This is a genomic window from Serratia sp. UGAL515B_01 (genome assembly GCF_033095805.1).
Lineage (GTDB): Bacteria > Pseudomonadota > Gammaproteobacteria > Enterobacterales > Enterobacteriaceae > Chania.
In genome coordinates, this window is record NZ_CP109901.1 from 1543237 (window position 1) to 1557819 (window position 14583).

Below are 14583 nucleotides of genomic sequence, written 5' to 3' on the forward strand. Positions count from 1 at the left end.
TCCTTGGGGCATTACTGACTCAAAACCCGTTATCCAGACTGACAATCTAAGGAGCGTGTGCTGAGGTGTGCACTGAAGTCTGGGATCACTTGAGCGGATGTAGTGAAATTTTCATTTCATAACAATGAAAAGTGTCGAGCTGTACAATTCCTGTCCAGTAGTTAAAATTAAAACTGTTTATTTATACAAGTACCAACCAATGACAATCGATCTGTTTGAAGACCAACCGCAGCCACCTTGGCGCGAAGATATCGCTCCTGGAGCAGTGGTCATGCATGGTTTTGTCTACGCACACGCACCTGCTTTATTGGCAGCGGTTAACAGCGTAGTGGCACAAGTACCTTGGCGGCACATGACAACACCTGGCGGTTTGACCATGTCGGTGGCGATGAGCTGGTGCGGCAACGCTTGGAATAGTGACAACAACGGCTACAGATATTCACAGCGCGATCCTAGTAGCGGCAAATGCTGGCCAGCCATACCTGACATTTTAATGGCGTTGGCAGATGACGCAGCTCAACAGGCCGGTTTTGGCCACTTTACCCCAGATGCCTGCTTGATAAATCGTTACGAACCAGGCAGTCGACTCTCGCTGCATCAGGATAAAGATGAACAGGATTTTACCGCCCCCATTGTTTCGGTATCGTTAGGTTTACCGGCAATCTTTCAGTTTGGTGGCTTACAACGCAGTGATAAAACGCGGCGTATTCCCTTGGCGCACGGTGACGTTGTTGTTTGGGGAGGGCCATCCCGTTTGTGTTTCCACGGTATTCTGCCGGTGAAGGAAGGTTACCATTCATTGGTGGGTTCGCACCGCATAAATATCACGCTGCGTAAGGCGTTTTAGTTAAACAATCAGACAATGGACAAAGATTGGCATTCTCCAAGCGGCAATGTTGCTGGAGACAGCACATAGAACAAAACACATAGGGAACGAGTAATGCAGTCTACACGCTTGTATCTTGAAGTATCATGGGAAATGCCAGCAACATCAGAAAATTCAGGTATATTATCGTTATTCCCGGCCGCAGCGCAGCGGTGTTGACTATGTTACTCGGTCATTTATTGGCTTGCACTCCGGGCCGTCGTAAGCGGCGTTGAAATCTGCTTCCGGTAAATTTGTTGTTTAGTTGCTGCCTACCTGCAAGTTGAAAGAACTTGAGTATATACTGATTTTCTAACGGATTACGCAGTGTTAATTGAGGCCGTTCTATGAATGAGATGACTTCCCGCAGGAAGCCGCAGTGTAGGCGTATCAAGTGCTTAGCTAGCGTTAGTGATCTACGCCGGGGCATAGTCATTCTGGCATTGGTTAATAGCCTAGTTGGCTGCACACGCGTAGATGCCCCCTCTTTTTCTTTATTAGGTTCATACTTTCCTTCTTGGCTAGCTTGCGCTTTTATCGGCGTCGTTGCCGCTGCTGCTGCACGTGTTTTTTTTATTCGTATTGGTATTGATGAGGCGCTACCTTGGCGGTTATTTGTTTATCTCTGTCTGGCACTTGCTGTGGCATTTGTCTGTTCTCTATTAGTGTTTGCGCGATGAATGATGAATAAATTACTCGGCAATGTGAACAAACGGAAACTGGCATTGATTGTTGCGGCGCTGGTGATCCTCACCGCGGCAATATCAGGGTGGTTTTCAGTGCGGCAGACAACGCTGAATCCGTTATCTGAAGATGCAGTGATTGGTTCCAGCGTGGTGCATATCACCAGCTCGGTCCCAGGGCGAATTATTTCACTCAACGTGCAGGAAAACAGCAAAGTTCAAAAGGGGGATTTGTTGTTTACCATTGACCCCGATCTGTATCGTCTGCGCGTGGAACAGGCACGGGCTGAGGTAAAAATCGCAGAGGCGGCTCTGGATACACAAAATAGGACAGTACTTGCAGAACAATCTAACGCAGCGGTGACCAATGAACAGATTGTGCGGGCACAGGCCAATCTCAAGTTAGCCACTCAGACATTGTCAAGGTTGCAGCCTTTGTTAGCAAAAGGGTATGTGACGGCACAACAGGTTGATGATGCTGTAACGGCCAGACATGATGCAGAAATCAGCTTAAAACAGGCATTGAAGCAATCTTCCGCCGCAGAGGCGTTGATCAGCAGTACTGCGGCAGCGGAAGCGTTGTTAGCCGCACGTCGTGCGGCTTTGGCGATTGCGGAGCGTGAGCTGGCAAATACCCAAATCCGTGCTCCGCATAATGGCAGGGTTGTTGGCCTTAACGTCTCTGCAGGGGAGTTTGTTATATCCGATCAGGCGATTTTTACGCTGATTAATACCGAAGAGTGGCACGCCTCAGCATTTTTCCGTGAAACAGAGTTGGACAATATAAAAGTCGGCAATTGTGCCACCGTTTACGTAATGGCTTCACCTAAACGCGCAATTCAGGGAAGGGTCGCCGGAGTGGGCTGGGGCGTGACGACGGAGGATTTGTTGAATATTCCGCGTGGCCTGCCTTATGTACCTAAATCGCTGAACTGGGTACGTGTCGTCCAACGCTTTCCTGTACGCATCAGTCTGGATAATCCACCGGAGGACCTGATGCGGATGGGAGCGACAGCCGTAGTTGTCGTACGAAATGACCACGATTGTTGATAGAACGCTTGGCGGTATGTTCCGCCAGGCCAAATCTGATTTGGCTTTTTTCCCAGGCAGATTTGCCATGGCTTGGCGTGTTGCCACACTTTGTGCGCTTATGACACTGGTTGCTATGGTTTATGGAATCCCTGAATCTGCGATTAGTTGCTATCTGATTCTTTTCGTCATGAAACCTGATGCTGCGGAAAGTATGGTAATGGCGATTGCGGTAACGTTCTTGGTGACGTTGGTTGTTGGGCTGGTATTTCTTCTTATCCATTTCACTCTGGATGCCGCCCCGCTACGAATAGCCACTTTGGTAATCAGCTCATTTCTATTTCTTTATTTAGGCTCAGCGAGCAAGCTTGGCCCGGTTGGGAGTATTGTTGCACTGGTCATTGCTTTTGTAATGACGTTACTGAGTGATGTCCCGCTGGGGGAAGTGGCCACCCGAGGGTTGCTATATGCGTGGTTACTGGCCGTTTCTCCGATGTTACTGATTATCGGGTTTAATCTTTTCCTCGGTCGTGCGCCGCAGCGGTTACTGAGAGTGACTCTTTCCGAAAGGTTACTCGTGGCCGCTGAGGCATTACGGCAACTCAATACCAGCAGCTTAGACAAGATTGCGGACTTGCTGCAGGAAGGGCAAAGTGAACATCAGAAACGGGCGCGTTTTGTGCGTATTTTTCATTTGCGCCCGGCGGCAGAGGCTGCATGGCTTGAAAGTGCTGTACAGAGTAGCTACCGGCTGTTGTTAGCGATCTCGGTTTTGCCTCCTGGCACGTCAGAGAGCGTGAGATTAGAACTTGCTGCCTATTGTACGGAAGCTGCACAGTTGATTGCAGCAGGGCACTTTGCTGGTCCCCCTCAATTAGCCTTCGCGTATGAAAATGATGTTACTGAAGAAATCAAAAGCGCGTTGATTATTTTGGCTTGCCCAGAGCCTGAGCAGGATCTTGCGCACCCTAAAAGCTCTTTCTTTTTTGCCGATGCTTTTACCAACCCCGTTCACCAACGTTTTGCGTTAAAAACGACTATAGCTGCCTTAATCTGCTATCTGATCTATACCGCACTAGATTGGCAAGGTATCCATACTGCATTGATCACCTGTTATGTTGCAGCACAGGGAACGACCGGTGAGACAGTACATAAACTGGTGTTACGGATCGCAGGGTGCTTGTTTGGAGCGCTGATAGGCGTGCTGGCGATCATTTTTATTATTCCGTCTATCAATGATATTGGTGAACTGATGGCTCTGGTTTTTTGTGGTGTGTTGCTGGCTGCATGGATATCGTGTGGCAATCAGCGCATTGCTTATGCTGGCGTACAGGTGGGATTGGCCTTTCTACTCACTGTATTACAAGGCTTCGGGCCAAGTACTGATATGAACGTAGCATTTGACCGGGTGGTCGGTATTTTACTGGGTAATCTGGTGGTGTATTTGATCTTTACCCGCCTGTGGCCGGTCGCCATTGTACAGTCTGTGCGCTCGCGTATCGGTCATGCGCTGAGGGGATTGGCAAACCTTGCGGCGCTGTCATTTCTTTCCCGCTCGGCAGCGCTGAAGGAGGCGATAGCCATTAAGGAAGAGATCACCTTTGCAAGGCAAGAATTGGCACTTGTTCCCTTTGAACCAAAAAAACTAAGGCCCAGAGCGGATGAGTTCGTTTGTCTAGAAACCATTTTGCAAGAAATGGAAAGATTGTGTCCCGTTCTGTTTCTACCGATTGACAAGTCTGTCTCTGATGTTGACAGGCTCCGTACCCTCTCGGAAAAGGGAAGCCGCATAATGTTATCTGGGGAACAAATACAGAGCAGAGAATCTCCTCTGCGATTGCCGCAACAGGATGATCTGACGATTCAACAGCGTATAAACCGGCTTGAGGCATTACTAGGAACTTGAAAATATGATGAAGCGTGCTGCACTGACAGCCCAGAAAGCCAAAATATGTTTCACTTGCATAGCGATAGGTTTATGCATGCTGATTGTCGGTTGCGCGACTCAACGATTGGATCTGTCACCCGCATCGTATTCCGAACCTTGGACATCTGCTACGAATGTTGTGGGAGAAGTTGATTTTTCTGTGCCACCTAATTCCGTAGCCGCTGAACTTGCACAACCACCGCAAATAAACAACGGACATGCTTATTCGTTGCCTGAGTTGATTGACATTGCGCAGAAGCAAAATCCTGATACAAGAATTGCCTGGCAGCAGGCTCGACAGGCCGCACTGGCAGTAGGAATAGGGAGGCAATATTTTTACCGATAATTTCGGCAAGTGTCATTGGTGGCTACCAAAGTACCAGAGCATCATTACCTTACTCAGTCGGTAGTACAAACGACGTCAATACTACCGGAAGCGCAGTTGTTCCAGCTATCGCATTACAGTGGTTGCTCTTTGATTTTGGGCAGCGGAGTGCGTTGCTTGAGATGGCGAAACAGGCTTCCTTTGCCGCTAATGTGGCCTTTAATGGCACACATCAAAAGTTAATCTACGATGTTACGCGAACTTACTTCCTATATGGTGCGGCTCAAAGTCAGGCCCGGATTGCGCAACAGACACTGCAAAACAGCCTGAAAATCCAGGATGCGGCTGAACAACGCAAGAAGAACGGTATTGCCACGGTGGTTGAGGTTGCCCTGGCTCGACAGCAGGTTGCGCAGTCTCAGCTGCGTCTTGTTGCCGATAAAGGCCGTGAACGCGATGCTTATCAGGCATTGCTTGGTGCGATGGGCGTTTCGCCTTTGTTGGTTATCAAGGTGGATTATGATGATGGGCGTACTTTGCCGGATGTGACCAATTCACCTACAGAGAAAATGATTCGGCTCGCTCTTTCACAACGCCCTGATGTACTTGCAAGCTACGCAGCGGCTAAAGCTGCCAATGCGGGTATCAAAGCTGCTGAGGCTGATTTCTTGCCAAAAGTCTATCTTGCCGGGTCTGTTGCGAGTGGTGATGGGCGTTTCGATGTTCAAGGGTTGCCAGGTATTAACCAACAGACTTCATCTTCTAACATTTTAGTCGGCGTCAGTATCCCACTCTATGATGGTGGAATAAGAGCCGCACGTGTTAAGGAGGCTGAGTCTCGCGCTGAGGTAGCCTCTGAAAGTTTTAAGAAAACACAAGAGTTGGCGGTACGTGAAATCGTGGTCGCGGCAGATACTTTACGTTCGGCGTTAGAGTCTAATCGCGCCGCATTGAATCTAGTGAAAACGTCATTTATCGCTTATGACGCTGCATTAGAATCTTATCGTCACGGTGTTGGTACTATCACGGTAGCAAATGAAGCGGCAAATGGTTTATTGAATGCTAGACAAATGAGCACTGAGGCTCATGCTGCGTCTTTAGTCGCTGCTGCCAATTTAGCTTTTGTTATGGGGCAAATGACCAACGCTTCAACGTTGCCTACACAAAGTCAACCTGTGAACAAGTTTTAGAAACTTTTCTTGTACATACCCGGCGTTCTTCAAGTGGCAGTGGTGTTGGTGACGATTCGCCCCTAAGTATCGCTGTGTCTCGTGGCCACAACAAGCACAGGCTGAGTTATGTTTTTCACCAGGAGATTGATTCGTTCGCTGCTTAACAGCAATTTGAATTAGCTTGGATATGGTCAGTATATACAGTTGAAGACTATTCCCAATAGACTGAATTGAATAGATAATATGCAGAGTAGTCAAGGATTGAGCAAATAAACACAACTTTATGGACATAAAAAAATTTTTAGTTGCCAACCTTTTTTAATTAGTACATAATCCCGCACATCGAAAGCACAGGTGAGTTGGAAAGATAAGTGTTTTCAAAGAGATAAGAACTAATTAGTCTTTTATCTTAAAAAATTTAATAAAGCTAGTAAAATACGAGCTTTAGCCCAAAAGGTAAAACAAAATTAAGGCGCGTTAACAAAGCGGTTATGTAGCGGATTGCAAATCCGTCTAGTCCGGTTCGACTCCGGAACGCGCCTCCAATTTTATCTAGCCCGGGTGGTGAAATCGGTAGACACAAGGGATTTAAAATCCCTCGGCTGTAAGGCCGTGCGGGTTCAAGTCCCGCCCCGGGCACCATCACGAAATCAATAGACGTCAACAGACGTCTATTTTTTTGTTTAAAATCCACTGGTTACCCGTTTTTCACTCATCTTTTACTCTACGTAAGTCAACGCAATTCAACCCACATCAAGTTGCTTGTAAGTATACATCTGAGTATATACGCTGGTTCTATAATGCTTTGTATACTCACCGCAAGCACATGCGAGGACATTGATAATGGCCCTGACTGATATCAAAGTGCGTTCGGCAAAACCGGCAGACAAAGAGCATTCATTAACCGATGGTGACGGCATGTTTCTGTTGGTCCATCCCAATGGTTCCAAGTACTGGCGATTGCGATTTCGTTTTGGCGGTAAGCAGCATTTAATGGCATTAGGAGTCTACCCTGAAGTCTCTCTCTCTGATGCCCGTCAGAAACGTGATGAAGCCAGAAAACTGGTTGCTGCCGGAATTGACCCCCGACAAAATAAGAGGGCAATAAAAGCCAAACAGCTGGATGATGAGAAAACGTTCGAGTTAGTTGCTCGAGCTTGGCATGCGGATAATAAGAAATGGTCAGACTCACATGCTGAACGTATCTTGAAAAATTTGGCTGATAATATTTTCCCCTCAATCGGAAATATACATATCGCCGATCTGAAAACTCGTGATCTCTTGGCTCCGATTAAGAGTGTCGAGCGCTCAGGACGTCTAGAGGTTGCCAAGCGTTTAAAGCAGCGAGTTACCGCAATCATGACTTATGCCGTACAGAATGGTCTGATTGATTATAATCCTGCTCAGGATATGGCAGGGGCTATTATGCCTGGCAAAGTGGAGCACAGGCCTGCTTTGGCGCTTGAGCGTCTCCATGAACTTCTTGGTCGGATTGATGGATATAAAGGAAGGCAATTTACCCAGTGGGCTATCAACTTAACACTGCTTCTATTTGTGCGCTCAAGCGAGCTTCGTTTTGCCCGCTGGCCAGAAATCGATTTCAAACGTGCGTTATGGACGATACCCGCTGAACGAGAACCTATCCCCGGCGTGAAATTTTCTGAACGAGGATCAAAAATGCATACGCCACATCTTGTTCCACTAAGTCGTCAGGCACTGGAGATATTCCAAAAGATTCGGGAGGTGAGTGGTCGCTGTGAGTTGGTTTTCATTGGTGATCATTCGTCACGAAAACCAATGAGTGAAGGGACAGTAAATAAAGCGCTGCAGACGATGGGCTATGACACTAAGGTTGAGGTTTGTGGCCATGGCTTCCGCACTATGGCCTGTAGTTCTCTGATCGAGTCGGGATTATGGTCAAAGGATGCGGTAGAACGGCAGATGAGCCACCAGGAACGGAATGGCGTTCGTGCAGCGTATATCCATAAAGCCGAACATCTGGACGAACGTAGACTGATGCTGCAGTGGTGGGCGGATTATCTCGATGTCAACAGAGAGAAATCTGTAAGTCCGTTTGATTTTGCGAAACTACATACGTTGAAATAATACCGTCTGGTTATTGCCAATCAGCCTGGGAACAACACGAAAAAGACACCTAGCCATAAAGAAGGCTAGATGTCTTTTTTTATAACTCGCATGGAGCTGTATGGAAAACACGGGATACAATGGTAAAAACCCACTGGACTTCAGTGCCTGTTCGCGGATTGGCCTGTCCATTTTGATTTAATAGTCTTCACAACATAATCAGTGTGTTATGTCAAACACTCCTTGAAAAAATGTCATCCGACGACATTCAGCAGAGTATTGAGAAAATACCACCAGCAGCCCTTCGTCTACACACTCACTGGTTGCGCCATAGATCACCGATAGGCGAGATACAGTCGCTCTCATCAACCCCCTATGTAGCCACGCCGAAAGTTGGGCGTAATGATCCCTGCCCTTGTGGTAGTGGTAAAAAATTCAAACAGTTGCTGTTTGTTTCACTGATCGCTCCCAGCCCTAAGTTGAACATCAAGAGCAGTTTTACTTGATTTGCGATCTGGTAATTTGAATTGTGTATGTATCTACCATAAAACCTTGCGATGTCGTGTCATTGCATAAATGCGCTTTCGGCTTTCGATACGAAAGCGCATTCAGCAAAAAACATCAGCCAGTAACTATCAGCATTATTGCGACACTTTAATTCCGTTTAAGGTTGGCAAGCGCGCGCAATGGCCGCCTTTCCAGCTCAAATGTATCGATGAATCGCAGCGAAGATCTCCTATCAGCTAGTCCCAGGGTGTCAATCAGAACGTTTCGCTCAGGTTCTCTCCATTGCCACAGAGGATGCGTAACGGCTGCCCGCCAGAGCTCTTTTCCATCCTGAATTTCGGTAAGAACCGGTAATGAGTACTCTTTTGATAATTTGATTGTTCCTGGCCTTAAAGCCGCGACGTCTTCCGCCAGTTCAAATGCTCTGTCTCGCCACCCTACCATTTCAGGATAACTCCAGTCATCATCGTTCAAACCGCAGGCAAATTCAGGCATAACCATTGATCGTAAATATGCCATTCCTAAACGCCAGTCAAGTAAACCGTGATATCCGCGGTTACCGTAGCGCTGTATGCACTTGTAACAGGCAGTTTGACACTGAGCGGGATGATCCTTCTTAAGAAAATCAACCATTGGCCAGGCGCGCTTATCCTCCAGAATCTCATGTAATAATGTGACTATCAAAGGTGGGGTCCCAACGACGGCTGGCTCGGCAAGCCGTCTGCATAACCCTGAACCGTTGATCAACGCATCTGCGATTTGCAATATAGGTTTCTCATGATGGAGTCGGGGCTCAAGCGTTTCGAATTCATCTGGCGAAACATCCAGATAGAGCGAGGCCTTATGCGTCAATATCTGTGTTGCGCTGATAGCCGCTGCGCGTGTAGGCAAATTCATATATTCGCCGTATCTGGCAATCATATTCAGATTAAGGCGAGCATCGAAATGCATTAATTCCAGGTGGAGCGACTCAGTCTCTTTGCTTGATACAAGCCCAAACTTTTGCTTTTCGCCAGTACACCGCCATCTAAAGTTATTGCATAATCCGGCCCAGTTTGAATCAATAGCTTGATTCCCTTTAATTGGCGAGTAGTAGGTAGCTAATGGAATCGGCACCTTTTGGTCCGTCGCTAAATCAACAGTAAAACGTTCGCTTTCCTTCTCTCCGTTAATCGGCCCATCATTAAGACGCAAAATAGTAACGCCGCCGCGCCGTACTTTAAAAGGACCACAATTTTCCGGGATACCCTTATGCAATACGGTTGCCGTAGTTTTTAACGACATACGAGTGAAGCTGTCCATGTCATCTTTTGGCTCGAAATCCGTACGGAAAGCGGCAGGAGTAATATAAAGCTCGAATTCATCTGAACTTATAGGTGTATCGCAATCCTCGCAATTAATCATTTTAACAGGTTTATTTTGTTCAAGTTTTGCGGAGCCGCATGACTGGCAAGTTGCAATGTAGTGGCTCGATTCATCCCATGAACATGCAGTTGAGAGATCAGAAACTCGATTGTCGCGAAGTTGAGGTTCTCGGTAATTACCTGTGAAACCGATCACCTGATGCTTTTTTTTATCCTTAATTAATACCGAACCAGGAGCATACTCAAAAACCGCAAGATCAAGATCGCGGTCCATTGTTGACCATTCGTATTCAGTCTGACCATTTAGCCCTTTTGTTTTGCGCAGCCCCAGATAAAGGTTACGTACCCGAGTTGGCATTCCATACATCGGCAACAGACCTCGCTCGGCCAGAAAGCGAGCAAGTCCCGTGTTGTCATCAGGCGCAGAAGGTCCTAGTTTTCCAATTTCTTCAATTATTCTTTCGGCGTTAATTTCGGAATAAAGGCGTCGGCGCTGATCGGGATCAAAGGTTGCTGCATTAATAAAGCGTTCCCGTATGTCCTGATTTGCTTTTAGCGCGCGATACAATAGCTTGGCCCAGTTCGCTTTATCATCATGGTAGTAATCATGCGTTGAAACATATTCGCCATGAACATCAGGCGGAATGAGCTTATCGCCAGGGAAAGTCGTTTTGTTTTTGTGACATTCTTCGCGCAAATAGTTAAAGGCGCTCTTAAGCCAGATTTTCCGCAAAAGTCTTTTGGGAATAGCGTCGTGATCGACCGCTAGGAAAGGCGGAGGGGGCGGATCGCCAGTGATCGCATGAGGATGGGCAAAATAATAAGCATCGTGAGTACGTCCACGACAGAATGTGATCACAAAAGAAAATGCCTGGCCGCGCCGTCCGGCACGACCGACACGTTGCTGATAATTAAATCGTTGGGGCGGCATGTTGGCCTGATAAACTGACTGAAGCGAACCTATATCAATACCGACCTCCATCGTCGTGGTGACGGCGAGCATATCGATTTCCGCATCAAGTTTTTCAAGCTCGCTCATCTCATCGACGAAGATCCCCTTGAATTTGCGTAGTCGATCGGAGAAATCATCTGTCTGTCCCGTCAACTCCTCGACGTTCAACCGGAAGCGTTTAACGCCATCCCGTTCGCCTCGCACTATACGTTTGCCAAGAAAATTGTCTTCCCATAGCGTTTCAACGACACCCCTGGGCTTGATATCAAGCAGTTCCGTGCAACGGGTACAACGTTTAAACCCTAAATGTAAGTGGATCCGTTCACAGTTGCTGCATTGCCAATAAGGATCGCCCGGTTTGGCTACCTTGAGGAATAGTTTACCGATATTGAATAAACCAGCTAAATGCCCTCGGGTTGCGAATTGATTTAAGATTTGTGTTAAATTATCCAGATAATTTTTTTCGCCAAATAAAGCTTTAGCAATACGTTTTACTTTTTCTTTGGTAACATCTTTCCCTGTTTTCCATTCGACAGAGTTTTCGGGACCAAAATATTTATTTTCTTTGACGCGATAAACGCCAGCGAATACCCTTAGCCAGGCATCGAGCTCGCTCGTATCCTCTCTATCTGAAACGCACGGATATGCTAATCCCGTCTCTTCCAGCGCGAAGAAGGTGTTGGCGAAAATGACATCATCAATTAATTCAGACTGGGTATCAAGTATCTTTTTTTTGAGTACCAATCGGTCAGATGAAGAAAGTTTTTCATGATATTTAACGATGTTCTTGTCTTTTGTAAAATTAGCGTGCCAGACGTCACTGTCATCCCCATCAGAGCATGGGCGATATTTATAAGGTGATATTCCCAGTCCTGCCAAATCGGACGATATTTTTCCGATGGAATCGCCTTCTGGTTCCAGCAATTTATCAATTTTTACTCGCCTGTACTTACATAAGTCAGCAATATCAGCTTGGTTTTTTTGGAGTTCATATAATTTACCAAACGTATCCATGTCTTTGGCTTGTAGGGCTAAATCCATTTTTTCATTAATACTGTCTTCAGAAATATACTCGCTTTCAGCCTCTCGGAGCATCTCTCTGGCGGCTGCGACCAAAATTTCCCTTCGCAGGTCGCGTAAATGCAATCGTTCGATTTCCAGCGCCATCGATGCCGCATCCTGTCGACTATCGGAAAAAACAATACTCTTGGCTTCCGCGCCGATCGCATGTAGCAATTCAAATAACTCTGTCGCCACCAGCTGGGATGACTTAGTCACACCAGTACGAAATGCGCGAATGGGTGTTCTGGAACGATTGCTGGCTGGTCGACTGGAATAATCGATACCGCAATTAGGGCAACAAAAAGGTTGTGCGGAAGGTTTTTTTGCTGGTTCGCCTTTTTTGCTCGGGGCCGATTTCTGAAAATAGAGATATCCGCGAACCGAATCGGCATTCGCCGCCGATGAGTCTTGTCCGACAGTCACAATTCCGGTAACAGGATTAAGTGTCGCCTTTTCCCATGCATCCCAACCTTTTTCGCTGCCTGCTGGATTTTTATCAACTATATCGACAGGCCAGAAAACCGCAAACTCATCCAGTGTCATATCATCGTAATATTCTGAGCTGGGGCGTTCCGGAAGATTTTCCAGATTAGTCGCTGAAGGCAATAGCTCTACCGTCGAGCCTTCATTTTGTCCCTTCTGACCACCGAGCAGTAACTCGCCGCACGCTTCGCAGTACAACATTTCGAACAGACGGCGACCGCGTTTTCCGTCTAGAGTTGATGCCGCGTGCGACAAGCCTCGCTCAAGGCAAAAATCGGCGAATTTTGCCTTTCTCTCTCCCGATGATACGGAGGCGAAGAAACCTTCAATATTTCTAACGAAAGTATGCACGCGAAAGGCTGGTGTAACATTGGTTGGCTTATCGCAATCTATCCCTGACTCCGGCAGCGCGCGCGTCAGCATTAATCCGCGTAATGCCAGTTCTGACTCACTCGGTTTACCTGGCTCCTCCTTCAAAAAGACTTTATCGATGATAAGTCCTGGTGGCATCGCCCGTGGCATTTCGCCGTCATTTTCAATACAGGCGTTTGTCAATAACGCAGCAGCGATTTCCGCTGCCTGTTTTATGCCCTGTTTGATATTTTGCTCTTTTACGCCAAGAGCTTGGAAGACATCAAGTAACGCCTGATTTAGAGCTTCCGTCATATCCAGATTGCGGACGACATTGCCCTGGTCTGCAAGGGCGGCGCGCATTAATGCGGCAAAAGGCCGCACGGGGATTTTCCCTGACGGCTTCAAAGGTATGAAGGGTTTTCCTTGAATGACGCAGTTATGCCAGAAATCCGGCTTATCACTGCCGGGATCCAGTGCATGGCAGCAAGTGCCGAAGGGCGCAAAGAGATCACGCAGGTATTTCCGGGATTGCTCTCCATCCGCACCATCCATCGGCAGCGATGCTGAAGATGCCAGTAAACGCAATTTGTAGCGGTGTTTCGGATCATCCAGACCGAGCCGAATAATCAAGGACTTAATCAGCATAGCGGTTTCTGTGCCAGCGGAACCTCGCATTAAATGCAATTCGTCGAATACCAGATAGAAGTATGCGTCATCATTGTTCATGAGCCAGTCATGTGTAGCGCTAAAAATCTTGTCTTCGACTTCACGCGAAAGCATTGCTCCCAGCATTGAGGCGTTAGTGACGAGAACATCAGGCGGGGCGGACTGCATATCCCAGCGAGAAACCATCTCTCCGCCGTCAGTGGAAGGGAATATATATCGGGTCTTTTCCGAAGGATTTTCTTTTTCGTCGAATGCGCGTGCTGCTTGTTGATCACTATCAATTTTGTTCAACGCCTTACGTAATTTCTCAAGATTACGAACGGTACGGCTTTTTTCTGAACTGGTTTTGGAGAGACGGGGATGGCTGGCGTAGCCGGTAACCGGAGTGGAGCTAGTATATTGCCCGAAGAAGATCCTGTTTCCGGCGAAACGATCCTCCATAACCTGTCGTGCGTCAGCAGAATCCAGCGTTTTACGCAAACGCGCCATTTGATCTTCAACCAAAGCGTTCATCGGATAAAGCACCAGTGCTCTGACCGCAGCTGGGCGTTCTTCGCCTTCGCGACGAGAAACCCAGTTCGTTTCTGAGCTATTCCACCATCGGTTTTGCAGATAGCCGCCGCCAGGTCGGGCCCAACGGACGGCCTCATTCGATAATGCGGCCAGGATAGGCAACATAAAGCTTTCCGTTTTTCCCGAACCTGTTCCTGATGTCACAATGCCTGGGCAACCGGGACGAATGCCACGCTCCAGCATTTGAGTCTGGTGGCTATACGGCGCATGAACTGACTGACGCGGCCAAGCCGCATCGCCGGGCTTGGAATCGAACAGGCCGGACAACGCTAGTTCAACAAACGCCTTTCGACCTTCAGGAGACAGGCTATTTAGCGGTCCACCATCCATATCAGCCAGATCTTCGAGGGTTTTATTTGAAGATTCATACCGTAAGACAGGTTCAATATAAGGCTCTGCGGCAAACTCCCCACTACTGTTAAGCAACTCGCGTCTCGCTGTCGCGACAGAAGGATCGGCGATGCGGAAGTTAGTTTCTATATATGAAACGAAGAAGTCCTGAATGCGGCGAAAACCACCAATGGGATCTAGCATGA

7 protein-coding genes, 2 tRNA genes and 1 pseudogene are annotated in these 14583 nt (G+C 47.5%); 9 read left to right on the top strand and 1 reads right to left on the bottom strand.

Translation table 11 applies throughout. The features are described from left to right. Positions 1–199 precede the first annotated feature (199 nt). The 9 genes and pseudogenes from alkB to OK023_RS19160 all read left to right on the top strand — a co-directional run bounded on the left by alkB (position 200) and on the right by OK023_RS19160 (position 8592). A complete protein-coding gene (alkB, locus tag OK023_RS07135; protein ID WP_317696323.1) occupies positions 200–847 on the top strand; it encodes a DNA oxidative demethylase AlkB in 648 nt (215 codons plus the stop codon). Positions 848–1212: 365 nt separating this feature from the next. Next, positions 1213–1545 (top strand): YtcA family lipoprotein, encoded by a 333-nt coding sequence (locus tag OK023_RS07140; protein ID WP_317696325.1) that lies wholly within the window; start codon positions 1213–1215, stop codon positions 1543–1545. A gap of 3 nt (positions 1546–1548) precedes the next feature. After that, complete coding sequence (mdtN, locus tag OK023_RS07145) at positions 1549–2598, top strand: multidrug transporter subunit MdtN (protein ID WP_317697555.1); 1050 nt, start codon at positions 1549–1551, stop codon at positions 2596–2598. Next, on the top strand, positions 2582–4483 hold the full coding sequence (locus OK023_RS07150) for an FUSC family protein (protein ID WP_317697557.1): 1902 nt from the start codon (positions 2582–2584) through the stop codon (positions 4481–4483). Before mdtN ends, OK023_RS07150 begins: the two co-directional genes overlap by 17 nt. Before the next feature lie 160 nt (positions 4484–4643). Further along, positions 4644–6019 (top strand): annotated as a pseudogene (locus OK023_RS07155) (TolC family protein). Positions 6020–6472: 453 nt separating this feature from the next. Further along, positions 6473–6546: transfer RNA gene (locus OK023_RS07160), tRNA-Cys, on the top strand. A 10-nt stretch (positions 6547–6556) separates the two neighbouring features. Beyond that, a tRNA-Leu gene (locus OK023_RS07165) sits at positions 6557–6643 on the top strand. Positions 6644–6844: 201 nt separating this feature from the next. Further along, positions 6845–8107 carry a tyrosine-type recombinase/integrase gene (locus OK023_RS07170; protein ID WP_317696326.1) on the top strand — a complete coding sequence of 421 codons (1263 nt, stop codon included), beginning with the start codon at positions 6845–6847 and terminating at the stop codon, positions 8105–8107. A 230-nt stretch (positions 8108–8337) separates the two neighbouring features. Continuing rightward, positions 8338–8592, top strand: a complete 255-nt coding sequence (locus tag OK023_RS19160; RefSeq protein WP_411569394.1) for an SEC-C metal-binding domain-containing protein — start codon at positions 8338–8340, stop codon at positions 8590–8592. 148 nt (positions 8593–8740) lie between these two features. Here the strand turns inward: OK023_RS19160 and OK023_RS07175 are convergent, their stop codons facing one another. Continuing rightward, positions 8741–14581: a DEAD/DEAH box helicase gene (locus OK023_RS07175; protein ID WP_317696328.1), complete on the bottom strand. Its 5841-nt coding sequence runs from the start codon at positions 14579–14581 to the stop codon at positions 8741–8743. Between the last annotated feature and the right edge of the window lie 2 nt (positions 14582–14583).